Annotated in this window: 16 protein-coding genes; 6 read left to right on the top strand and 10 right to left on the bottom strand. The window is 71.4% G+C overall.

Annotated elements, in window-relative coordinates; all coding sequences use genetic code 11:
- Positions 1–2: 2 nt before the first annotated feature.
- The 4 genes from nirD to J2Y70_RS04450 all read left to right on the top strand — a co-directional run bounded on the left by nirD (position 3) and on the right by J2Y70_RS04450 (position 6,585).
- Positions 3–383, top strand: a complete 381-nt coding sequence (gene nirD / locus J2Y70_RS04435; RefSeq protein WP_309913804.1) for a nitrite reductase small subunit NirD — start codon at positions 3–5, stop codon at positions 381–383.
- A complete protein-coding gene (locus J2Y70_RS04440; RefSeq protein ID WP_309913807.1) occupies positions 383–3,175 on the top strand; it encodes a molybdopterin-dependent oxidoreductase in 2,793 nt (930 codons plus the stop codon). The genes nirD and J2Y70_RS04440 overlap by 1 nt, the downstream gene beginning before the upstream one ends.
- Positions 3,176–3,793: 618 nt before the next feature.
- Complete coding sequence (gene cobA, locus J2Y70_RS04445) at positions 3,794–4,534, top strand: uroporphyrinogen-III C-methyltransferase (RefSeq protein WP_309914699.1); 741 nt, start codon at positions 3,794–3,796, stop codon at positions 4,532–4,534.
- A gap of 491 nt (positions 4,535–5,025) precedes the next feature.
- On the top strand, positions 5,026–6,585 hold the full coding sequence (locus tag J2Y70_RS04450) for a serine hydrolase domain-containing protein (RefSeq protein WP_309913810.1): 1,560 nt from the start codon (positions 5,026–5,028) through the stop codon (positions 6,583–6,585).
- Positions 6,586–7,183: 598 nt separating this feature from the next.
- Here the strand turns inward: J2Y70_RS04450 and glgX are convergent.
- From glgX to glgA, 7 genes are all read right to left on the bottom strand, one after another.
- The gene (glgX, locus tag J2Y70_RS04455) at positions 7,184–9,358 is read right to left on the bottom strand and encodes a glycogen debranching protein GlgX (protein WP_263395820.1); all 2,175 of its coding nucleotides are present in this window, start codon (positions 9,356–9,358) and stop codon (positions 7,184–7,186) included.
- Positions 9,359–9,367: 9 nt separating this feature from the next.
- Entirely contained in the window at positions 9,368–9,556 is a 189-nt protein-coding gene (locus tag J2Y70_RS04460) for a DUF2934 domain-containing protein (RefSeq protein WP_263395819.1), read from the bottom strand.
- Between the two features lie 10 nt (positions 9,557–9,566).
- The gene (treY, locus tag J2Y70_RS04465; protein WP_309914701.1) at positions 9,567–12,182 is read right to left on the bottom strand and encodes a malto-oligosyltrehalose synthase; all 2,616 of its coding nucleotides are present in this window, start codon (positions 12,180–12,182) and stop codon (positions 9,567–9,569) included.
- A gap of 2 nt (positions 12,183–12,184) precedes the next feature.
- Positions 12,185–14,143, bottom strand: a complete 1,959-nt coding sequence (malQ, locus tag J2Y70_RS04470; RefSeq protein WP_309913815.1) for a 4-alpha-glucanotransferase — start codon at positions 14,141–14,143, stop codon at positions 12,185–12,187.
- 151 nt (positions 14,144–14,294) lie between these two features.
- Positions 14,295–16,031, bottom strand: coding sequence for a malto-oligosyltrehalose trehalohydrolase (gene treZ / locus J2Y70_RS04475; protein WP_309914704.1), 1,737 nt, complete (start codon positions 16,029–16,031; stop codon positions 14,295–14,297).
- A 61-nt stretch (positions 16,032–16,092) separates the two neighbouring features.
- Positions 16,093–18,342 (bottom strand): 1,4-alpha-glucan branching enzyme, encoded by a 2,250-nt coding sequence (locus J2Y70_RS04480; RefSeq protein WP_309913818.1) that lies wholly within the window; start codon positions 18,340–18,342, stop codon positions 16,093–16,095.
- On the bottom strand, positions 18,339–19,916 hold the full coding sequence (gene glgA / locus J2Y70_RS04485; RefSeq protein ID WP_263395816.1) for a glycogen synthase GlgA: 1,578 nt from the start codon (positions 19,914–19,916) through the stop codon (positions 18,339–18,341). Before glgA ends, J2Y70_RS04480 begins: the two co-directional genes overlap by 4 nt.
- Positions 19,917–20,161: 245 nt before the next feature.
- Here glgA and J2Y70_RS04490 point away from each other — a divergent pair, with 245 nt between their 5' ends.
- A complete protein-coding gene (locus J2Y70_RS04490; RefSeq protein WP_309913823.1) occupies positions 20,162–20,509 on the top strand; it encodes a hypothetical protein in 348 nt (115 codons plus the stop codon).
- Between the two features lie 16 nt (positions 20,510–20,525).
- On the opposite strand, the gene J2Y70_RS04495 is transcribed toward J2Y70_RS04490, so the two are convergent.
- On the bottom strand, positions 20,526–20,900 hold the full coding sequence (locus J2Y70_RS04495; protein ID WP_286038041.1) for a response regulator: 375 nt from the start codon (positions 20,898–20,900) through the stop codon (positions 20,526–20,528).
- Between the two features lie 110 nt (positions 20,901–21,010).
- Here J2Y70_RS04495 and J2Y70_RS04500 point away from each other — a divergent pair, with 110 nt between their 5' ends.
- Positions 21,011–22,309, top strand: coding sequence for an ATP-binding protein (locus J2Y70_RS04500; protein ID WP_309913826.1), 1,299 nt, complete (start codon positions 21,011–21,013; stop codon positions 22,307–22,309).
- Positions 22,310–22,327: 18 nt separating this feature from the next.
- Here the strand turns inward: J2Y70_RS04500 and J2Y70_RS04505 are convergent, their stop codons facing one another.
- Positions 22,328–22,867, bottom strand: a complete 540-nt coding sequence (locus J2Y70_RS04505) for an isochorismatase family cysteine hydrolase (RefSeq protein WP_309913829.1) — start codon at positions 22,865–22,867, stop codon at positions 22,328–22,330.
- Positions 22,864–23,151, bottom strand: coding sequence for a hypothetical protein (locus tag J2Y70_RS04510; protein ID WP_309913832.1), 288 nt, complete (start codon positions 23,149–23,151; stop codon positions 22,864–22,866). Before J2Y70_RS04510 ends, J2Y70_RS04505 begins: the two co-directional genes overlap by 4 nt.
- Positions 23,152–23,408 lie beyond the last annotated feature (257 nt).

The raw sequence follows: 23,408 nt of genomic DNA on the forward strand, positions 1-23,408 counted from the left end.
CGATGCACGCAGCCGCTTCCGACCTCATCGAGTCCGACAGCAGTGCCGCCGACGCCAGCGCCCGCCACTGGATCCGCATCTGCCGCATCGACGACATCCCCGCGCTCGGCGCGCGCGTGCTGCAGATCGCCGGCACCGACCCGATCGCGCTGTTCCGCACCGCCGGCGACCGCGTGTTCGCGTTGGTCGACCGCTGTCCGCACAAGGGCGGGCCGCTGTCGCAGGGCATCGTCGCCGGCGACAGCGTCACCTGCCCGTTGCACAACTGGAACATCGCCCTGGACAGCGGCCAGGCCTGTGCGCCGGACGTGGGCTGCGCGCGCCGCTATCCGGTGCGGGTGGACGACGGCGAGGTGTGGCTGTCGTTGCAGGGCGCCGCGTGATGGACGGCGCGCACGTGCCCGCGGCCAGCGCGGTCGCGGACACCGCGGCGCGGCGCACGCTGACCCGTTCCACCTGCTGCTACTGCGGGGTCGGCTGCGGCGTGCTGATCGAGACCGAGCACGCCGCCGACGGCGCCGCGCGCATCGTCGGCATCGAGGGCGACCCGGAACACCCGGCCAACTACGGCCGGCTGTGCAGCAAGGGCCGCACGCTGCCGCAGACCGTGCGCAGCCTGCATGGCCGCGCGCTGCAGCCGGAACTGCGCACGCACCGCGACGCACCACGCCGTGCGGTGGACTGGGCGGTGGCGCTGGACAGCGTGGCCGAGCGCCTGGCCGGCATCGTCGAACGGCACGGGCCGGACGCGGTGGCGTTCTACCTGTCCGGGCAATTGCTGACCGAGGACTACTACGTCTTCAACAAGCTGGCCAAGGGCCTGATCGGCACCAACAACATCGACACCAATTCGCGGCTGTGCATGTCCAGCGCGGTCACCGGCTACAAGATGGCGCTGGGCGCGGACGGCCCGCCGACCTGCTACGAGGATCTGGAACTGGCCAGGACCGTGCTGCTGGCCGGCAGCAACATGGCCTATGCGCACCCGGTGCTGTTCCGCCGGCTCGAGGAGGCGCGCGCGCGCGATGCGGACGTGCGCTGGATCGTGGTCGACCCGCGCCGCACCGACACCGCGGCGATGGCCGACCTGCACCTGCCGATCCAGCCCGGCACCGACGTGGCGCTGTTCAACGGCATGCTGCATCACCTGATCTGGGAAGACCGCATCGATCGCGCGTTCATCGCCGCACACACGCAGGGTTTCGCCGAACTGCGGCAGACATTGCGCGAGTACACCCCGGCGATGGCCGCCGACATCTGCGGCATCCCGGTCGCCGACCTGGTGCAGGCGGCGGAATGGTTCGGCCGCGACGCGCCGGCGCTGTCGCTGTATTGCATGGGCCTGAACCAGTCCGCGCACGGCACCGACAAGAACCTGGCGCTGATCCACCTGCACCTGGCCACCGCGCAGATCGGCAAGCCCGGCGCCGGCCCGTTCTCGCTGACCGGACAGCCGAACGCGATGGGCGGGCGCGAGGTCGGCGGCATGGCGACGATGCTGGCCGCGCACCGCGAGATCGCCAGCGCCACCGATCGCGCCGAACTGGAGCGGCTGTGGCAGCTGCCGGCCGAGCGGCTGTCGGCGCGTCCCGGCCTGCCGGCGGTGGCGCTGTTCGATGCGCTGCGCCGCGGCGAGGTCAAGGCGGTGTGGATCGCCTGCACCAATCCCGTGCACTCGATGCCGGACATCGCGCAGGTGCGCGATGCGTTGCGCCAGGCCGAACTGGTGATCGTGCAGGACGCTTTCGTGCAGACCGATACGGTGCCGTTCGCCGACGTGCTGCTGCCGGCGGCGAGCTGGGGCGAGAAGGACGGCACGGTGACCAATTCCGAGCGCCGCATCTCGCGCGTGCGCCAGGCGCTGCCGGCGCCGGGTGCGGCCAAACCGGACTGGTGGATCGCCAACGAAGTGGCGCGGCGGCTGGAAGCGCGGCTGGACGCGCCTGCCGCCGGCTCGCGTTTCGGCTTCACCGATACCTCGGCGGTGTTCGACGAGCATCGCGCGCTGAGCGTCGGCCGCGACCTGGATATCGGCGGACTCGACTACGCGCGGCTGGAGACGCAAGGCCCGCAGCAATGGCCGCTGCCGGCCGGCGCCGCGCGCGGCCAGGCGCGACGCTACACCGACGGCGTGTTCGCCACCGCCGACGGCCGCGCGCGCTTCCATCCCACGCCGTACAAGCCGGTGGCCGAGCCGACCTCCGCGCGCTTCCCGCTGCGCCTGCTGAGCGGACGCCTGCGCGACCAGTGGCACGGCATGTCGCGCAGCGGCAGGGTGCCGGGGCTGTTCGCGCACAGTCCGCAGCCGGGCCTGCGCATGCATCCGCAGGACGCGGCGCGGCGCGGGCTGGCCGCCGGCGATCTGGTGCGTGTCGTGAGCAAGCGCGGCAGCGTAGTGCTGCCGCTGGAGCCGTGCGAAGAGATGCGCTCCGGCGACGTGTTCGCGGCGATGCACTGGAATGCGCAGTTCCTGGACAACGGCGGCATCAACGAACTCAGCCTGGGTACGGTGGATGCGCGCTCGCAGCAGCCCGAGCTCAAGCATGCCGCGGTGCGCGTGGAGAAGGCCGAGTTCGGCTGGCACCTGCTGCTGGCGCGGCGCGGCGACGTGCTCGCGCTGCAGGCCGCTGCGCAACCGTGGCTGCGCGACTTCGGCTATGCCGCGCTGAGCCTGCAGGCCGAGAGCGGCGAGCAGGAGCAGGCCTGGCTGGTATTGCGCGCCGCCGCCGAGCAGGCGCCGGCCGCCGCGCAACTGGAGGCGCTGGCCGCGGCGCTGGCCTTGGCCGGCGGCGACGCCGACATCCTCGAATACCGCGACGCGCGCCGCGGCCTGCTCAAGCGCGTGGCCTGGCGCGGCGCCGCGCCGGCCAGCCACCTCGACGGCCTGCTGTTGGCCGGCGCACAGCGCGATGCCGGCGGCGAAGGGCTGCTGGAGCGCGCGCTGAGCGGCGAGGTCTGGTACGGCGCGCGGCTGACGGCCTTCGCGCAGGCCCGCGGCAGCGCACGCGATCCGGTGGTGTGCCAATGCACGCAGGTCCGCGAATCGGCGATCCGCAGCGAAGCCGCGCGCGGCGCGGCGCCGGCCGAGATCCGCGCGCGGCTGGGCTGCGGCAGCGTGTGCGGCTCGTGCATGCCGCAGGTGCTGCGACTGTGCGCGACGGCGGCAAGCGCATGAGCGGCTGCGACTTGCAGGTAGGCGATTCGCGCCGAAGCCGCGTGCGGCGCGGCGCTCGCAGAGACCCGCGTGTGGCTGGGCTGCGGCAGCGTGTGTGGCTGGTGCATGCCGCAGGTGCTGCGACTGTGCACGACGGCGGCAAGCGCATGAGCGGCTGCGGCTTGCAGGTTGCCCTTGTGCCGGCCACGGAGTGCGCAGGAAACGCTGTAGGCATCCACCTTGCGTTCTACTCGGCAAGGCGAAGCGATGCGCTGGTGACGAGTCGCAGGTGCAGCGGGCGGACGCCGCAGTGGTGCCGGCGCTGGCGAGATCATCCCGCTTCGCACACGCCGCAGCTGCTGCGGTGCGCGACGACCCGTTGCGCATGAGTGGTCGGGGCTCGCGCGCAGCCCTGGTGTCCGCTGGGGATGCAGCGACGAACGCCGCGTGCGCTCGCGGCCCACGCGGCGTCGCCGGTAGGGCGCGGCGACGGCGCGCGTGGCGGGCGCAGGGGAAACACGGCGCGGATGCGCGCGGCGGAGCGCAGGCGGGTGCGATGTCTTGGGTGTGGTTCCTTCTTCCTGGGTGGAGTCTGCGATGAACGATGCAAGCATGTCCGGCGTGCGTGGTAGCGGCGAAGTGGTGTTGCTGTCGGCCGGTCCCGGCGACCTGGAGCTGCTGACGCTGAAGGCGGTCAAGGCGTTGGCCGCGGCGCAGGTGCTGCTGCTCGACGACCTGGTCAACCCGGACATCGTGCAGTTCGCGCCGCAGGCGCGGGTGATCCGGGTCGGCAAGCGCGGCGGCTGCCGCTCCACGCCGCAGGATTTCATCTGCCGGCTGATGCGGCGCTATGCGCTGCAGGGCGCCAACGTGGTGCGCGCCAAAGGCGGCGAGGCGCTGTTGTTCGGCCGCGCCGGCGAGGAGATCGCGTTCCTGCGCGCGTCTGGCGTGGCGGTGCGCATCGTCAACGGCGTCAGCGCCGGGTTCGCCGCGGCGGCCGGGCTGGGCATGTCGCTGACCCATCGCGACCACTGCCACGGCATCACCTTCGTCACCGCGCACACCCAGGACCATGGCGAGCCGGACTGGGCCGCACTGTGCGCCACTCGCACCACGCTGGCGATCTACATGGGCATGGGCCGCATCGCCGCGCTCAGCGCCGCCTTGCTGCGGCACCTGCCCGGCGACACGCCGGCGGCGGTGGTGCAGTCGGCGAGCCTGCCGCAGCAGGCGCAACTGCTGACCACGCTCGACCACCTGGCCGTGGACGTCGAAGGCCTGGGCATCGGCGTCCCAGGCGTGATCCTGATCGGTGGCGCGGTGGGCGAGGCGCAAGTGCAGCAGTTCGCGCAGTCACACGCACTGCGGGCGACCGCGTGATCCCTTGTGGGAGTGTCATCAGTCGCGACGAGGGAAGTCGAATCCTCGTCATCGCATCACGCCTCGAAGTCGGCCCGGAACCATCGTGACATCCTGAATCCCGATGGCGCCGGCTGCGGATACATACGGTCGCGGCTGAAGCTGTTCCTACAGTGCATGCGTGCAGTGCGCCTCGATCCCCCTGTAGGAGCGGCTTCAGCCGCGACGAACGAAGCGAAAGGCGTTGCAGCGTCATGTAACGCGCCGGACCGATGCTCCGAAGCCATCGCGATATCCGACATGGGTGAGCCGCTGACGCAAGCGTTAGAAACACCTTGTTCGCCAATGTCGCCCGGGCCGTCGCGGTCGCCCGCAAACCTTGGGATGCCGCCAGGCCTTTGCCTTCCTGCGCAGATGGCGCGCCGCGATTTTCCTGCGGCAACATGCGACGATGCCGAAGGGGCGCTGCCGCTACCCGACTGCCCGACCCTCCCGGGGTCGAAGGAGATGCAATGAAAAGCACGTCGGATGCCACAACGACCCAGCGTCCGGCACCTTGGGCAAGCCCGTCGCGCCGCCGTTGGCTGCTGGTCCTCGCACTCGCCGCCGCAGCGACCGCGCAAGCGCAGTCGGCACCCGCGCAGGATCCGCTCGCCGTGCTGGACCACGGGCTGCGCCCGAGCGTGCTCGCGCCCGGCCAGGCTTTGCCACGATGGTCGATCGACGAACGCATGCGCCACTACAAGGTGCCCGGCGTCGCCGTGGCGATACTGAAACATGGCGAAGTGGTAGCGGTGTCGGGCTACGGCGTGCGGCAAGCGCATACGCAGGACAAGGTCGACGGCGACACGCTGTTTTCGGTCGGTTCGATCAGCAAGGTCGCCACCGCGACCACCGCCTTGCGCTTGATCGCGCACGGCGAACTCGATCTGGACCGGAACGTCGGCGACTACCTCAAGCGCTGGAAGCTGCCGACCTCCGCGGACGTTCCCCGCCCGAACGTCAGCCTGCGAATGCTGATGTCGCATACCTCCGGCCTGGGCGTGCACGGTTTCGCGGACTATCGCCCCGAGGCTCCGCTGCCGACCCTCGTGCAGGTGCTCGACGGGCAGACACCGGCCAACGGCGAAGCGGTCGCGTTCAAGCACCCGCCAGGACAGGTCAATGACTATTCCGGCGGCGGCGTCACCGTGGAACAGGCCGTCATCGAAGATGCGACCGGCCACCCGCTTCAGCACGTGGCCCAGGACCGGGTGTTCGCTCCGCTGGGGATGCGCCGCAGCACCTTCGAAAGTCCGCTCTCGGCCGAACGCGGCAACATCGCCGAGGCGCATGACGCGAGCGGCGCACCGACGGCCTTGCCGCGCGGCTGGGAAAGCTTCGCCGAGGCCGGAGCATCGGGCTTGTGGACGACGGCAAACGATCTCGGGCGGCTGGTCGGTGGGTTGATCGACAGCTACCAGGGCCGAGGCGATTTTCTGCCGCAGCCGTTGGCGACGGCGATGATGACCGAGGTCTCCCCGGGGCCTTTCGGGCTGGGGCCGCGTCTGGGTGGCGCCGGTCCGGGACGCCACTTCTTCCACATGGGCGCCAACGACAGTTACCGTGCGTTTTTCGAGGGGTATCCGGAAACCGGCGACGGCTTCGTGATCCTCACCAACGGAAGCAACGGCACGGAACTGTCCTTCGAGATCCGCAACGCGTTGGCGGATGCGATCGGCCAGGGCGCGCATCCACTGATCCGCGGCGTGGCCCCGCGGCTGCCGCCTCCGCCGGACTATGCCGGCCGTTACCGGCTGGACACCAGTGTGCCGATGGACCTGCGCCGTGCCTCGGCCGACAGCTTCGACCACGACTCCCTGCAGGTGAAGGTCGCGGGCGACAAGGTGGAAGTGCTGTTGCCAGGCCAGGACGCGCCGCAGCCGTTGCACGTCCTTGGACCGGCACAATTCGTTCTGGCGGGGATGTACGCGTTCGTGTTCGAGTTCCGGCGCGATGCGTGGGGAAAGGTGCGAGGCATCTCGCTGTCGATCCCGGAGGCCAACTCCGTGACCTATTACGTACGCGAATGAAGCTGGCGGCGTAGGAGCGAATATCCGAACCGACGGGGCGTCGGATTCGCCATGCCATCCACCTGCCGGACCCGGCGCTATCGCCGACTTGCCGGTGAGATCCTGAAATGAGCGCCTCGCGGCAGCTGCCCGCGCCACTGGCGCGCCATCCGCGGCATCGGCCATGAAACGGTCCGCCAGCTCGCCGAGGCCGGCGTCGCCACGCTGCGTGCTGAGACCCACAGGTGTCGGGTAAGGCTACCCAGCGGACGCAAGTTCGTAGGCATGGTTGCAACGCTTGCGATTGCACTGGGGCCAGCAGCAGCTTGTGTTCGGCCGCGATCCCGCATGTACCTGAGCCGCCGCCGACAAACGAGCACCGACGGCTTGCCTGTCGAGCCGATCACGCTAGACATCACCAACGCCGACACAACTCACGAGGCCCTTGCAGATCAAGGGCGACCGCATCCGCGACGCACGCGATCTGAATTCTCGCATCCCGTAACCGACTGGGCCCGAAACCACCGGCATCGCTCCACACGCGCTGTGTGGAGCGACGCCAGCCGCATTGCGCGATCGGCAAGGCCGCTCTAAGCGGCCGCGCTTTCCTGCGCCGCGCTCAGGCCGCCGGCGTCGGCGACGGCGCCGCGTTCTGGTGCTGGGCCGCGGCGGCCTTGCTGTCGCGCTCGGCCGCCAGCAGGGTCAGCGAACGGCCGATGCCGTGCCATTGCGAGCCGCCCGGCAGGCCGTGCTCGTGCTCGCGCTCGGCGGTGTCGATCAGCACGCGCCAATGCTCGCCCTCGACCAGCGGCAGGGTGAAGGTCACGTCCTCGACGGCACCGTTGACGATCATCAGCAAGGTCACGTTCGACGCGGCCTGGCGCAGGCCGCTGGACGGCGCCCGGCCGTCCAGGCGCATCATCATCGCCCGCGCATGCGGGTCGTGCCAGGACGCCTCGGTCATCTCCTCGCCGTCCGGCGCCAGCCAGCTCACATCCTTGATGCCCAACTCTTCGTCGTAGACGCCGTCGAAGAAGCGCGCGCGATGCAGCAACGGGTAGTGCGCGCGCAGGTGGGTCAGGCGCGCCACGAACGCGGTCAGCCGCTGCGCGCGCTCGTCGCTGTCCCAGTTCAGCCAGGTCAGTTCGTTGTCCTGGCAGTAGGTGTTGTTGTTGCCGCCCTTGCTGCGCCCGAACTCGTCGCCGGCCAGCAGCATCGGCGTGCCCTGCGACAGCAGCAGCGTGGCCAGGATGTTGCGCATCTGCCGCTGGCGCAGCGCGTTGATCTGCTCGTCGTCGGTCTCGCCCTCCACGCCGTAGTTGGCGGAGATGTTGTTGTCCGAACCGTCGCGGTTTTCCTCGCCGTTGGCGTCGTTGTGCTTGTGCTCGTAGCTGACCAGGTCGTGCAGGGTGAAGCCGTCGTGGGCGGTGACGAAGTTGACCGAGGCGGTGGGGCGGCGACCGCGGTGGTTGAACAGGTCGGCCGAGCCGGTCAGGCGCGTGGCCAGTTCGGCCAGCTGGCCTTCGTCGCCGCGCCAGAACGCGCGCACGTTGTCGCGGAACTTGTCGTTCCATTCCGACCAGCCAGGCGGGAAGCCGCCGACCTGGTAGCCGCCGGGACCCACGTCCCACGGTTCGGCGATCAGCTTGACCTGGCTCAGCAGCGGATCCTGGCGGCAGGCGTCGAGGAAGCCGCCCTTGGGATCGAAGCCGTGGTGCTCGCGGCCGAGGATGGTGGCCAGGTCGAAGCGGAACCCGTCCACGTGCATCTCCGACACCCAGTAACGCAGCGAGTCGTTGACCATGCGCAGCGCGCCGGCGTTGGTCAGGTCGAAGGTGTTGCCGGTGCCGGTGTCGTTGATGTAGAAGCGGCGATCCTGCGCCAGGCGGTAGTAGCTGGCGTTGTCGATGCCCTTGAACGACAGCGTCGGCCCCAGTTCGTTGCCTTCGGCAGTGTGGTTGTAGACCACGTCCAGGATCACTTCCAGCCCGGCATGGTGCAATCGCGCCACCATCTGCTTGAACTCGGCCACGGTGCGCGTGGCCATGTAGCGCGGCTGCGGCGCGAAGAAGCCGATGGTGTTGTAGCCCCAGTAGTTGCGCAGGCCCTGCTTGAGCAGGTATTCGTCGTCGACGAAGGCGTGCACCGGCAGCAGTTCCACCGCGGTCATGCCGAGCCGCTTGATGTGTTCCACCACCTCGTCGACCTTGAGCCCGGAGAAGGTGCCGCGCCAGGCCTCGGGCACCGACGGATGGCGCATGGTGGTGCCGCGCACGTGGGTCTCGTAGATCACCGTGCGGTCCCACGGCGTTTGCAGGCGCTGGTCCTTGCCCCAGGTGAAGGCCGGATCGATCACCGCGCACTTGGGCACGTAGGCGGCGCTGTCGCGGCGGTCGAAGCTCAGGTCCGCGTCCTTGTGGCCGATGGTGTAGCCGAACAGGGCCGGGGCCCATTTCAGCTCGCCGACCAGCTGCTTGGCGTAGGGGTCGAGCAGCAGTTTGTTGGGATTGAAGCGGTGTCCGGCGTCGGGCGCGTACGGGCCGTACACGCGGTAGCCGTACAGCTGGCCGGGCCGCGCATCGGGCAGGTAGCCGTGCCAGATCTCGTCGGTGTACTCGGGCAGGACGATGCGCTCGACCTCGCGGCCGCGCTCGTCGAACAGGCACAGCTCGACCTTGGTGGCGTTGCTCGAATACAACGCGAAATTGACGCCCAGGCCGTCCCAGGTGGCGCCCAGCGGATACGAGCGGCCTTCGCGGATGCGGGAGCGGCGGGCGAGCTTGCGAAGCGGCATGCGGAATCCTTACGACGTGGCGGGGCCGTTGCCGGCCGGAGAAAGCGAGTGGTCTTGCGCAGGGGCGTGGGCTTCGGCGTCGACCAGGCGTTCGGCCATGGCCCAGTGGCGGGCGGCGCGGCCGTCGGGCCGGCCCTCGGCCTCCCAGATTTCGTGTGCGAGTTGTTCGATGCGGCGCTTGCGTGTGTCTGCGTCCATGGCGGTCTTGTCAGGGGAAGGTGGCCAGTACGGCGACCGGGAAGTCGGCGAGCAGCTCGGACACCGGCGTGGTGGCCGATGCCGCGAGCGTGCGCCCGCTCAACACATGCCGGTACTGTGCCGCGGGCAGTGTCAGAACGGTGTTATGCCAGTCCTGCGGCGCGCGCAGCGGCGCGGCCGGATCCAGCGCCTGCCGCGCCGCGGTCAGGCGCGGCACCAGCACCGCCAGGGTCTGGCCGGCGTGCTCGCGCAGGAAGCCGAGCACGTGGTCGGCGTGCGCGCCTTGCGCGTACAGCGGGCGATAGTCGCCGTGCGCGAACAACGCCGGATGGGCGGCGCGCAGCTGCAGCAGCTGCGCGCTCAGCCAGGCCTTGATGTGGCCGCTGTGCCAGTCGCGCAGCAGGTCGGCCGGCGCGGTGGCGTCGCGCAGCCAGGCCTGGCGCAGCGCGTAGTCGACCGGGCGGCGGTTGTCCGGATCGACCAGCGACAGGTCCCAGCCTTCGCTGCCCTGGTACAGATCGGGCACGCCGGGCACGGTCAGGCGCAGCGTGGTCTGCACCAGGCTGTTGAGCGCGCCGGCCGGGGCCAGCGCCGCCGCGGCCTGCGCCAGCGCCTCGCGCAGCGGCGCGCCGGCCGGCGCCAGCAGCGCCGCGTCCAGGAACGCGCGCGCGCCGGTTTCGTAGGCCTCGTCCGGCCAGGTCCAGTAGGTGCGCAGCTTGGCCTCGCGTGCGGCCTTCAGCTGCCAGGCGGCGATGCGCTCGGCGTAGTCGCGCAGGCCGGCGGCATCGTCGGCGGCCAGTTCCAGCGGCCAGGCGGCGACCAGCATCTGCCACAGCATCAGCACGTCGCCGGGCAGCGGCGCGGCGCTGTCCGCCGGCAGCAGGTCGGCGGCCAGCGACTGGAAGCGCGCGACCTGTGCGTCCCACCACGGCGCCTGCGCGCTGAGCGCGGCCAGGCGCATGCGCACATCTTCGCCGCGCTTGTGGTCGTGGGTGGCGGTGGCCAGCAGCGCGCGCGGATGCCGCTGCGCACGCGCCGCGTTGGCGGCATGGAACGCGTCCGGCGCCAGCGCGAACACGTCCGGATCGCTGCCGACCTCGTTGCGCGACAGCAGCACGCCATGGCGGTAGAACGCGGTGTCCTCGACCGACTTGGCGTTGAGCGGTGCCGACAGCTGCTCGATGCGCCGGCGCACGATGCGCCGCAGTGCGATCTGCGCCTTGCCGGTGCCGCGACCGTCGCGGCTCCAGCGTTCGATCGCGTCGATCGCCGCGACCACCCGCGGCTCGGCGCCGGCGCGCGCGCGCTGCGCGGCATGCGCCAGGCGCGCCGCATCGGCTTCGTCCAGGCCATCGGGGCCGGCGTAGGTGCGGTACACCTCGAACTGCCGCAGCAGCGCCATCAGGCCCTGCGCCAGCATCTGCGGGCTGAACTCGCGGGTCGCCGGTTCCAGATGCGCGGTGGCGGCCAGCGCCTGCACGGTGCGCACGAACTCGGTCTGCAGCGAACCCTGCAGGATCTCGTCGCGCGCGGCGCGCTGTTCCTGGCCGAAATCGCCGCTGCGGCCGCTGTATCGGCGCCACAGTGCGGTCAGCGGCGCGGCGCCGGCCGGGTCGTGCAGCACCCCGGCGACCTGGTCCATGAAGTCGTAGCCGGTGCTGCCGTCGCACGGCCAGTCGGCGCGCAGGGTCTCCTGCGGCGCCAGGATCTTCTCGATGTACAACGCGATGCCGCCGGCGCCGATGCCGCGACGGCGCCCGGCGCGGTCCAGTTGCGCACGCAGCCGCTGCACGTAGCCGGTGGGATCGGCCAGGCCGTCGACATGGTCCACGCGCACGCCGTCCAGGTGGCCGTCGGCGACCAGCCGCAGCGGCAGCTCGTGCACCGCGGCGAACACCTCGCTCTGCTCCACGCGCAGCGCGGTCAGCGAGGTGATGTCGAAGAAGCGGCGGTAGTTGAGCATGTCGTTGCCGACCCGCCACCACGCCAGGCGGTAGCACTGGCGCTCGATCAAGCGATGCAGGGTGTCGTCGCCGAGCCGCGCGGCATCGTTGAGCCGGGCCGCCCAGGCCTGGCGCGTGGCCGGCGGATCCTGCGCGACCGGACCTTCCAGGCGGATCGGGAAGCGCTGGTCGTGGTGCTCTAGTCGCGCCTCGCCGTCTTCGTCGACCCGCAGCTGCAACACGCCTTCGCTCAGCGCCTGCGCGTACGGCCGGTCCAGCACCGGCAGCCACAGCTTGCCGTCGCGCCCGGGCGCGCGCCAGTCGATGTCGAACCAGCCGGCGTGGCGGCTCTGCCGGCCGTGCTTGAGCACGTCCCACCACCACGGGTTGGCCGCGTGCGCGGCCATGTGGTTGGGCACGATGTCCAGGATCAGGCCCATGCCGTGCGCGCGCACGCGCTCGGACAGCTCCAGCAGCGCCGGCTCGCCGCCGAGTTCGGGGTTGACCTGGCGCGGATCGGTGACGTCGTAGCCATGCGTGGAGCCCGGCACCGCGGTGCCGATCGGCGACAGGTACAGGTGGCTGATGCCCAGGCCGGCGTAGTACGGCACCTGCGCGGCGGCGTCGAGCAGGGTGAACCCGGCGTGCAATTGCAGGCGGGCGGTGGCGCGCAGCGGGATCAGGCTCATCGGTCGGTTCCTTGCGCGGCGGAGGCGCTGCGGCGGGCTTGCGCGAACGCGTCCAGGCGGGCGTCGAGCAGCGCGCTGGCGTCCGTCGCGTCCGGCGGCGGCAGGCGCCGGCGCCAGTTCGGATGGCCGTCGACGGTGCCCGGCAGATTGGGTTGCTGGTCCAGCCCCAGCGCGTCCTCGGCCGGCAGCAGCGCCAGCGGCGAGGGCGTGGCGGCGACGAAGCGCAGCGCGTCCAGTTCCGGGTCGCGCGCCTGCGCCTGCGGCAGCGCCGCGGCGACCGTGCCGTCCATGCTGGCGACGTCGGCGGCGCGGGTCAGGTGGTCGGCGCGTTGCTGCGTGGCATCGGACAGCTGCAGGCGCCGGCGCCAGTCGATGTCCTCGCCGCGGCGCCAACCGCGCAGGGTCGGCAGGTCGTGGGTGGTGGTGGTGGCGATCGCATCGCCGCGCCAGCGCGCCGGCGGCAGGAAGGCGCCCTTGGCGTCGCGGGTGAACAGCAGCACGTCGATGCCCATCACCCCGCGCTGCGACAACTCGGCGCGGATGCCGTCCGGCACCACGCCCAGGTCTTCGCCGATCACGATCGCGCGGTGCCGCCACGATTCCAGCGCCAGCAGGCGCAGCAGGTCGTGCAGCGGATAACGCAGGTACACGCCGTCGGCGGAACTGGCGCCGCGCGGAATCGTCCACAGCCGCAGCAGGCCGAGGATGTGATCGATGCGCACGCCACCGCGGTCGCGCAGCACCGCGCGCAGCAGCTCGAGGAACGGCGCGTAGCCGGTGGCACGCAGCCCGGTCGGCGAGTAGCCGCCGATGCCCCAGGCTTGGCCGTCGCCGTTGAACGCGTCCGGCGGTGCGCCCAGTTCCAGCCCGGCCAACACCGCCTGCGGCCAGGCCGCGGCTTCGGCGCCGCCGGGATCGAAGCCCACCGCCAGGTCGGCGATCAGGCCGATGCCCATGCCGGCCTCGCGCGCCTGTCGCTGCACGCCGGCCCAGCTGCGCGCGGCCAGCCATTGCGCGAAGCGGTGCAGGGCCGGATCGGCATCGCCGAAATCGCGTGCGGCGAATGCGGCGTAGTCGCGCAAGGCGGCGCCGCGTTCTTGCTCGAATGCGGCGAAATCCGCATGCAAGGCGGCGTCGGCCTGGGCGAAGTCGGCATGCAGCTGGCGCAGCCACTGCCACTTCGCCGCGGCCGAGGCCGGCCAGTCGATCAGTGGGCGCGCCTGCGCCTCGGCGAAGGCCTGCTCCAGCCCGGCCGCCTGCAGGGCGCGCTGCGCCGCGGCGGCGCCGAGCACGCGCGCCGGGGCGGCCTGCAACGGGTCGAGGAAGCGGCGGTCGCCGGGCGAATACGGGCTGTAGTGGCTGCCGACCGGCCGCGCCGCGTGCACCGGGCTCAGCGCGATCGCATCGCCACCGGCCGCGGCGATGCGATCGGCCCAGGCGGCGACGCCGTCCGCGTCGCCGATGCCGGCGTCGCGTGGGCCTTGCGCCGAATACACCTGCAGCGACAGGCCCCAGCGCCGCGGCGCGTCTTCGTCGACCGCCTCGGCGACGCCGTAGCAGCGCGCCGGCGCCAGCGCCAGCGTGGTGTGCCGGTCGCCGTGCTGCAGAGTCCAGTAGCCGTGCGTGTCCAGCGCCGCGACGCGGCCCTGCGCATCGAAGCGGCCGTCGCGCTGGCTGCCGTCTTCGTGTTCGAGCCGGTACGCCGCGCCGGGCGTGCCGCCGGCATCGATCGGCGTGCCGACGTCGGCGGTCAGCAACGGTGCGGCGGTGGCGCTGGCCTGCAGTCGGCGCAGGCTGTCGCGGCAGGCGGCATCGTCGCGCGCGTCCAGGCCGAGCGCGCCGAGCACGCTGCGCAGCGTGTCCGGGCCGACGCTGCGCGGCGTGTCGGACGCGTCGATCCAGTCGACCAGCAGGCCGGCGGCGGAGGCCAGGGTGTGCAGGGGGGTGTCGGTCATGGGCAAGTCGGAGCCGCGGCAGTGATGGAGGGAGGACGTGCACCCGCCGTCGCCGGTGCCGCGCACGGCAAGGCCTGCGCGTCGGTCGGCGACCAACGGAACGGCCAGCTTGCCGGGGACGCTGTCGCGATGGCGTCGCGACAGCGTGCGGTCACGGTGTGGAACCGGGACGGTAGCGCGCGACGAAGGCGTTGGGCGGCAGCTGCGCCGGATCGTCGCCGGCGTTTTCGGCATGCACGGTGGCGCCGGGCAGGTCCAGCGCCACCGGCGCCTGTCCGAAGTTCGCGGCCACGTGCCACTCGCCGTCGCCCAGCCTCCAGCCTGCGGCGACCGCCTTCGGCCCCAGCGTGCGGGCGCCCAGCGCGCGTGCCTGCGCCAGCGGCGGCACCAGGTGCTGGCGGCGCAGGGCCATCAGCGCTACGAACCAGTCGCGCCAGCGCGCGCCGTCGCCGTGGGTGGCATCGCTGATGTCGGGAATGGACGCCTGGAACGTGCTCGGCGCGTTCGGGTCGGGAATGGTCGCGCGCTGCTGCGGATCGGCGAACGCGGCGAAATGCGCGAACTCGCGGCGCCGGCCTTCGCGCACCGCTTCGTCCAGCGGCGGCGCGAAATCGGTAAAGAACAGGAACGGGGTGCGGCTGCCCCACGGTTCGCCCATGAAGAACAGCGGGATCATCGGCGTCAGCGCGGTCAGCGCCAGCGCCGCGCGCAGCGCCGGTTCGGAGACCTGGGTGATCAGCCGGTCGCCGCGCGCGCGGTTGCCGATCTGGTCGTGGTTCTGCGCGAAGATCACGAACTTATGCGGCGGCAGCTGCGCGCTCGGTTCGCCGCGCGCATGCCCGCGGTGGTCGGCCTGGCCCTGGTAGGCGAAGCCTTCGCCCAGCACCCGCGCCAGGTGCTGCGCCGGCGCATCGGCGAAGCCGGCGTAGTAGCCCTCGTCCTCGCCGGTCAGCAGCACGTGCAGGCTGTTGTGGAAATCGTCGTCCCATTGCGCGCTGTAGCCGCGCTCCAGCACGCCGGCCTGGTTGGCCTCGTTCTCCAGCACCAGGTGCACGTGGCGCCCGGCCGGCACGCTGGCCATGATCGCCTCGCGCAAGGTGTCCAGGAATGCGTTGGGCACGATCGCGTGCACCGCGTCCAGGCGCAGGCCGTCGAAGCGGTACTCGTGCAGCCACATCAGCGCGTTGTCGATGAAGTAGCGCTGCACCGGCGCCAGCCGGAAGTCGATCGCCGCGCCCCACGGGGTCGGCGCGTCTTCGCGGAAGAACGGCGAGGCGTACTGGCCCAGGTAGTTGCCGTCCGGGCCGAAGTGGTTGTAGACCACGTCCAGGAACACGCTCAGGCCCAGCCCGTGCGCCTCGTCGATCAGCGCCTTGAGTTCGTCCGGATGGCCGTAGGCGGCGGCTGGCGCATACGGCAGCACGCCGTCGTAGCCCCAGTTGTGGCGGCCGGGGAACGCGGCCAGCGGCATCAGCTCGATCGCGGTGACGCCCAGCGCCGCCAGCGTCTGCAATTGCGCGCGCAGCCCGGCGTAGCCGCCGCAGGCGCCGACGTGCAGCTCGTAGAACACCGTTTCCGCCCACGGCCGGCCGCGCCAGTCGCCGTGCTTCCAGCGGTAACCGTCGCTGGCCAGCACCGCGCTGGCGCCATGCACGCCGTCGGGCTGCCAGCGCGAGGCCGGATCGGGCACCGGCTCGCCGCCGTCGATCGCGTAGCGGTAGCGGGTGCCGGCGGGGCAGGCGAGGGTGGCGGTGAAGTAGCCGCCCGCGGCGGCGGCCAGCGCTTGTCGGCTGCCGTCGTCGAACACCAGCTCCACGGCGGTGGCGTCCGGCGCCCACAGCGCGAACACGACTTCGCCGGTCGCGGTCGGCCAGGCGCCCTGGCGCAGCGCGGCGGGCGGCGCCGCTGCAGCGGAGCCGGTCGATGATGCGTTCGTTGCGATGTTCACGTCAGTGCTCCGCTTGCAACCAGAGGGTGGACAGCGGCGGCAGGGTCAGCGCCAGCGATTGCGCGTGCCCGTGCATCGGCTGCGCCACGGTGCGCAGGACGCCGCCGTTACCCTGGTTGGAACCGCCGTAGTAGCCGCTGTCGCTGTTGAGGATTTCGCGCCACTGCCCGCTGCGCGGCACGCCGAGGCAGTAGCCGTGGTGCACGCTCGGGGTGAAGTTGCTCACCGCCAGCAGCGGCGGCGCGCCGCCGTCGCGATCGTGGCGCACGAAGGCGAACACGCTGTTGCGGTGGTCGTCGGCCACGCTCCATTCAAAGCCCTCAGGCACGCGATCGCTGCGGTACAGCGCCGGCAGCGCGCGCAGCTGCCTATTGAGGTCGCCGACCAGCCGCGCCACGCCGCGATGCTCGGGGCGTTGCGCCTGCGCCCAGTCCAGCGCGCGGTCGTGGTCCCATTCCTGCCATTGCCCGAACTCGCCGCCCATGAACAGCAGCTTGCGTCCCGGGTGCGCCCACATGAACGCCAGGTAGGCGCGCAGGTTGGCGAAGCGCTGCCAGCTGTCGCCGGGCATCTTCGCCAGCAGCGAGCCCTTGCCGGGCGCCACTTCGTCGTGCGACAGCGGCAGCACGAAGTGCTCGGAGAACGCGTACACCAGGCCGAAGGTCATCTCGCTGTGGTGGTGCGGGCGCTGGACCGGGTCGCGCCGCATGTAGCTCAGCGTGTCGTGCATCCAGCCCATGTTCCACTTGTGGCTGAAACCCAGCCCGCCCTGGTCCAGCGGCGCGGTCACGCCCGGCCAGGCGGTGGATTCCTCGGCCATCACCCGCACCCCGGGGAAGCGCTGCGCGATCTCGGCGTTGAGCTGGCGCAGGAACGCGATCGCCTCCAGGTTCTCGCGCCCGCCTTCGGCGTTGGGCACCCACTCGCCCTCGTTGCGGCCGTAGTCGCGGTACAGCATCGCCGCCACCGCATCCACGCGCAGGCCGTCGACGTGGAAGCGCTCGATCCACTCCAGCGCGCTGCCGATCAGGTAGGCGACGACTTCGGCGCGGCCGTAGTTGTAGATCAGGGTGTTCCACTCGCGGTGCACGCCTTCGCGCGGATCGGCGTGCTCGTACAGCGCGGTGCCGTCGAAGCGCTGCAGGCCGTGCGCGTCGTCGGGGAAATGCGCGCCGACCCAGTCCAGGATCACGCCGATCCCGGCCTGGTGGCAGGCATCGACGAAGCGCGCGAAGCCGTCGGCGTCGCCGTGCCGCGCGGTCGGCGCGTACAGGCCCAGCGGCTGGTAGCCCCAGGAGCCGCCGAACGGATATTCGGTGATCGGCAGCAGCTCGATATGGGTGAAGCCCAGCTCCTGCACGTACGGGATCAGTTGCGCGGCCAGCGCATCCCACTGCAGCGGCTGGCCCTGCGCGTCGTGGCGCCAGGAGCCGGCGTGCAGTTCGTAGATGCTCATCGGCTGCGCGGCGCCGGCGCGCGCCTGGCGCTGCGCCAGCCAGTCCGCGTCGTGCCAGGCGAAGCCGGCGGGGCTCGGCACCACCGAGGCGGTGTCCGGCGCGCGCGTGCTGTGCCGCGCGACCGGGTCGGCCTTGCGCGGCAGCGGCGTGCCGTCGGCGGCCAGGATCTCGTACTGGTAGTGCTCGCCGCCGCGCAGCCCGGGCACGAACAACTCCCAGACCCCAGCCTCGCGGCGCAGCCGCATCGGGTGGCGGCGCCCATCCCAGCCGTTGAAGTCGCCGACCAGCGCGACCCGGCGCGCCTGCGGCGCCCACACCGCGAAGCGCACCCCGTCCACCGTGCCGACGCGGGTATGGTGCGCGCCCAGCGCGGTGCGCAGTGCGGCGCCGTCGCCGGCGGCCATGCCCTGCAGCCACGCCGCATCCAGCACCGGGCCGAACGCGTACGGGTCGTCGCTTTCCTGCACCGCGTCCGGCCACACGATGCGCAGCCGGTACGGCATCGCGGTCTTCAATTCGCCTTCGAACAGGCCCTCGGCCTGCGGATGCGCGCGCATCCGCGCCACCAGCTTGCCGGAACCGTCGAGCAGGCCGAGCGCGTCGGCGCCCGGCACCAGCGCGCGCACCCGCACCGTGCCGTCTGCGGCCGCGTGCGGACCCAGCCAGGCGAACGCGTCCACCGCCTCGCCGTACGCCAGCGCCTGCAGCGCCAGCCGTTCCTGCTCGTCGTCCGCTGCTTCCAGCGGCGCGTCCCACACCGGCGTCGTGTCCGCCGACCGTTCCCGCTCGCTCATGCCACCGCCGTCGCCGACGTCGGAGCCGCAGTGCGGTCGTACAGGGCCATGTACTTGCGGCCGGCCAGGTCCCAGCCGCTGGGCCGCAGCATCGCCGCGCGGCGCATCGCCTGCAGCAGGCGCGGCAGGCGGAAGGTGCGGAACGCGCGCTGCAGGCAGCGGCGCAGGCCGTCGGCGGACGGGTCCTCGAACAGGAAGCCGGTCACCCCGTCGTCCACGGTATCGATCAGACCGCCGGTGGCGTGCGCGATCGGCAGGCTGCCGAAGCGCTGCGCGTACATCTGGCTCAGCCCGCACGGCTCGAAGCGCGACGGCATCAGCAGGAAGTCCGAGCCGGCGAACATGCGCCGCGCCAGGCGTTCCTCGAAGCCGATGTGGGCGCCGACCTGGCCGGGGAAGCGCCGCGCCAGTGCCGCCACCGCCTGCTCGATCTGCGGCTCGCCGCCGCCGATCACCACGATCTGGCCGCCGGCGGCGACGATCTGCGGCGCCACCTCGCAGATCAGGTCCAGGCCCTTCTGGTGCACCAGCCGCGACACCACCGCGAACAGCGGCCCGTCGCTGTCGATCAGGCCGAACGCACGGCGCACATGGGCGGCGTTCTCGCGCTTGCCCTGGAACTGGTCGATGCCGAAATGGGCGTGCAGGTGGTCGTCGGTGCGCGGGTCCCAGCTGGCGTCGATGCCGTTGACGATGCCGCTAAGGCGGCCGCTGGCGGCACGCCGGGCCAACAGCGAGTCCAGGCCGCAGCCCTGCGCCGGGCCGGTGATCTGCGCGGCGTAGCTGACGCTGACCGTGTTGACGTGCTCGGCGTGGACGATGCCGGCGCGCAGGAACGACATCTGCCCGTAGAACTCCAGGTCCTGCAGGCCCTCGTTCGGAATGCCCAGGGCCGCGGCCATCGAATATGGGAACAGGCCCTGGTAGGCCAGGTTGTGGATGGTCAGCAGGCACGGTGTGCGGCCGCCGGACCAGCGCACGTAGGCGGCGGCCAGCGCGCACGGCCAGTCGTTGAGGTGCAGCAGGTCCGGGCTCCAGTCCAGCCCGGCGCGGCCGCCGGCGATCTGCGCGGCGGCGTGCGACAGCGTGGCGAAGCGCAGCGCGTTGTCTTCCCAGTCGCGGCCCTCGCTGGACACGTACGGCGAACCCTGGCGCTCGAACAGCTGCGGGCACAGCAGCACGTACACGCACAGGCCGTCGGGGCGGTCCGCGCGGCCCAGCGCGCAGGCCGGCAGGCCGGCATGGGCCGCGATCTGGCCGACGATCTGCAGCGGGCCGGTCTTACGCAGCACCGCCGGATAGCCCGGAATCAACACGCGGATGTCGCAGCTGCCGCGCAGCGCGCGCGGCAACGCCGCGGCCACGTCGCCGAGCCCGCCGGCCTTGATGAAGTCGGCCATCTCCGAGGTCACGAACAGGCTGGCGCGGCGCGCGGCCGGCTGCAGCTTGACGGTGACCTCGGCGGCGCGGATGAAGCGGCCGCGCGCGTCGCGATGCCGGCGCCGGGGGGCGCGCAGGACCGGATGGGTATCGCGTTGTCTATCGGGCAAATCGGCGAGCGTAGGGGGCGACATGGCAGTTCCGTCGAAGAGGGGGAGACGGGGACACGGAAAGCAACTGCCGCCGCAGGCCTTCACAGGCGCGCGGCGTAAAACCAAAGATGGAATGAGGTACAGCGGACAAGCGGGTCAGCGCTTCTTCAGCAATCTACGAATTCGGCGATAAAAGGGGCGTGAAGTGCGCGTGTTGTCTACGCTACAGCCGGGCCGCTACCGCATAGTGACTCGCCGATCGCAGGCGGTGACACGGGCAGACACCAATGAATCGTTTAGCTTCGTTTTCCGTGCCGCGGCCGCTCGCGCCGGCCGGCGTGAATGCGCGGGTAGCGGGGGCTTCATCCGGGCTGTGCTGCAATGCCGGCATGAACCTACCTGATCAACGCATGCGTCGCGAACTCGATGGCTTCGTGTTGGACGCCGTCCTCGCCGCGGGGCCGGATGGGGTGCTGCTGCCGCAGATCCGGATCTCGTCCGACGACGGCGCGGTCCTCGGCCGGCATGCATTCGACGGCGTCTACTTCGGCGATGTCCGTGCCGGCGAGCACTTCGTCGCCGAACGGTTGGCGGCGATCCGTTCGGCGCAGTACGGCAGGCTGGTGTTCGGCTGAACGAGCCGCGCGCCGCCTAGTGGGCCGGCTGCAGGCGCTGCAGCGCCGCCAGCAGGCCGGAATGGCTGTACGGCTTGGACAGGAAGCCGGTATGCGCGGGCAGCGTCGCGGTCTCGGGGTTCTTCATGCCGGAGGTGAGCAGGGCGGGGATGGTGACCGCGCGCCGGCGCAGTTCGCGCACCATGGTCACGCCGTCGCAGCCGGGCATCTGCACGTCGCTGAAGATCAGGTCCACGTCGGGATGCTGCTCGAGCAGTTGGAGCGCCTCGTTCGCGGTGCCGGCGCTCAGCACGCGATAGCCATCGGCGTCGAGCATCATCGCAGCCAATTCCCGGATCGTCTGGTCGTCCTCCACCAAAAGAATTGTGGTGAGGGCGCAAGTCCCGCGCATAATGCTGATGCCATCGGCTTCGTTGTCCGCAGCTTCACCACTGAGGGGTGAAGCGCTGGTGACGCCACGATGATGCCCATATCCTCGGCCTCCCAATCGCGAGACGTCGCTTGCCCACTCACGCCCGCTATCGACAGATCGTCGAACTCTCGCACGACTGCATCAAGGAGATCGGCCGCGATGGCGTCGTGCGTTCGATCAACACGCATGGCCTGGGCCTGCTGGGCGCGGCGGAGCCCAAGCGCATCGTCGGCCACGAATGGGTAGGACTGTGGCCGGAGGAGATGCGGCCGCTCGCGGAAACCGCGCTCGCCACGGCGCTGCGCAACGAACAATACGAATTCTGGGCGCAGCGCCCGACCCTGGATGGCCGCCCGCGCTGGTGGCACGTGCTGGCCAGCCCGCTGACCAACGCGCAGGCCGAAGTGGAAAGCGTGCTGGTGATCAGCCGCGACATCACCGAACACCGCCAGATCGAGCAGGCCCTGCGTACCCTCGGCGACTTGCCGCAGGCCGCCGCCGCGCCGCCGCCGGCGGTCAGCGAGGCGCTGGGGCGGCAGCAGCTGCAGGCCGAACGCACCCAGCTGCGCGGGCAGCTGGACATCGCCCTGGCCGCGCAGCGCGTCGCCGAGCGGGCGATGACCCAGGCGCAGAAGGGCGAGGCGATCGGGCAGATGCTCGCCGGCATCGTCCACGACTTCAACAACATGCTGCAGACCGCGATGACCTCGGTGAGCATGGTCGCCGAACATCCGCAGCGGTTGCAGCCGGACCAGCGCAAGCTGCTCGGCATCGCCGGCGAGGCGCTGCAGCATGGCGCGCGGATGACCCGGCGCCTGCTCGGCTTCGCCCGCGCGCACCCGGTCAAGCCGGAGTGGCTGGACCTGTGCGAGGTGGTCGTGCAGATGCAGCCGCTGCTGGCGCAGGCGCTGGGCGGGGAAATGCAGCTGCAGCTGGCGACCGCCGACGGCGCCGCGACGACCTATGCCGACCGCGGCTCGGTCGAGCAGGCGGTGATGAACCTGGCCCTGAACGCGCGCGACGCCTGCCAGCCGGGCGACGTGGTGTCGATCCGCTGCGGCACCCTGCACGTGCCGGCCACGCACGAGGCGGCGGCGCTGCGCCAGCCCGGCCGCTACGTGACCCTGGCGGTCAGCGACCAGGGCGAGGGCATGTCCGAGGAGACCAAGTCGCGGCTGTTCGAGGCGTACTTCACCACCAAGCCCGAGGGCAAGGGCACCGGCCTGGGCCTGGCCCAGGTCTACGGCCTGGTGCGCCAGGCCGGCGGCTTCGTCGACGTGGATTCCGAACTGGGCCGCGGCACCATCATCACCCTGGCGTTCCCGTATGTCGCCGCCGCGCCGCCGGGCGAGCGCGACGACGGCGCGACGCTGCCGGCGCTGGCCTGACCGACCTGAGCCACCGGCTCAGCGTGCCGGCAGCCGCTCGCTCACGCTGACCGCGAACGCGTCGTGCAGCAGCCGCAACGCGCGCTGCTGGCGCGCCGCGCCGAACGTGGCGCAGCACGACGGCGGCACCTGCACCTGGAAATCGCGCATCCGCGCGTCGATCGCGGTGGCCAGCACACAGGCGTCGGTGGCCACGCCGGTGACCAGCAGGCGCGTGGCCTGCAGCCGCGACAACAGGATCTGCAGCGCCGAATCCAGGAACGCCGAATGCTTCGGCTTGAGCACGTAGTAGTCCTGCGGCTGCGGCGCCAGCAGCTTGGCGATCTGCGCGCCGCGCTGCGCCGGGTCGGCGCACAGCGTCCACAGGCCTTCGAAATCGGTCTGCCAGTCGGCGAAGTTGTCGTTGGCGAACACCACCGGCCAGTCGCGGCGGTGGAAGCGCGTCCGCAGCTGCGCGATGCGTTCGGCCACCGGTAGCGCCGCCTTGGCCAGGCGCGCGCCGTCGGGGAAATCGAAGCGGCTGACCATGTCCACGATCAGCAGGGCCGGCCGGCTCATGACGTCCGCTCACGGTGTTCGCGCAGGCGCCGCCGTTTCAGCGTCTGCAGCAGTTGCCCGGCCACGGCGGTCAGCAGCACCAGCGTGTTGGTCGCCACGAACACGTAGTTGCGCAGGGCCGCGCTGTACACGATGAACAGCAGCGAGGCGCTGATCTGGCCGACGAACAGCCAGGCCGACACCGCCTGCACGTCGGGCGCGCGCCATTGCTTGTGGATCTGCCGCAGCAGCGTCGCCACCAGGATCAGCGTCGCCGCCCAGCCGATGAGATCCAGCGGCTTCATCGGATCCTCCTTCGCGGCCGCGTAGCGTTGCCGCGCGGCATGCAGCGCGCCTGCGCCGGTGGAACGATATTGTCGATGCGATCGATGCGATCGATGCGATCGATGCGTGGCGCGGCGGCCGGATGGACGCCCGGCGCCGCTGCCTGGGACGGTTGGCGCATCTGCGCTGCCTCCTGTGCGGACCGCTTGCCATGTTCTCCGCGCGCGGTGAAACGCAAGTGAGCGCGGCGGATGGCTGAACGGACTGCAGGCGCCGC

It is taken from the genome of Xanthomonas sp. 1678 (assembly GCF_031455575.1).
Taxonomy (GTDB): Bacteria; Pseudomonadota; Gammaproteobacteria; order Xanthomonadales; family Xanthomonadaceae; genus Xanthomonas_A.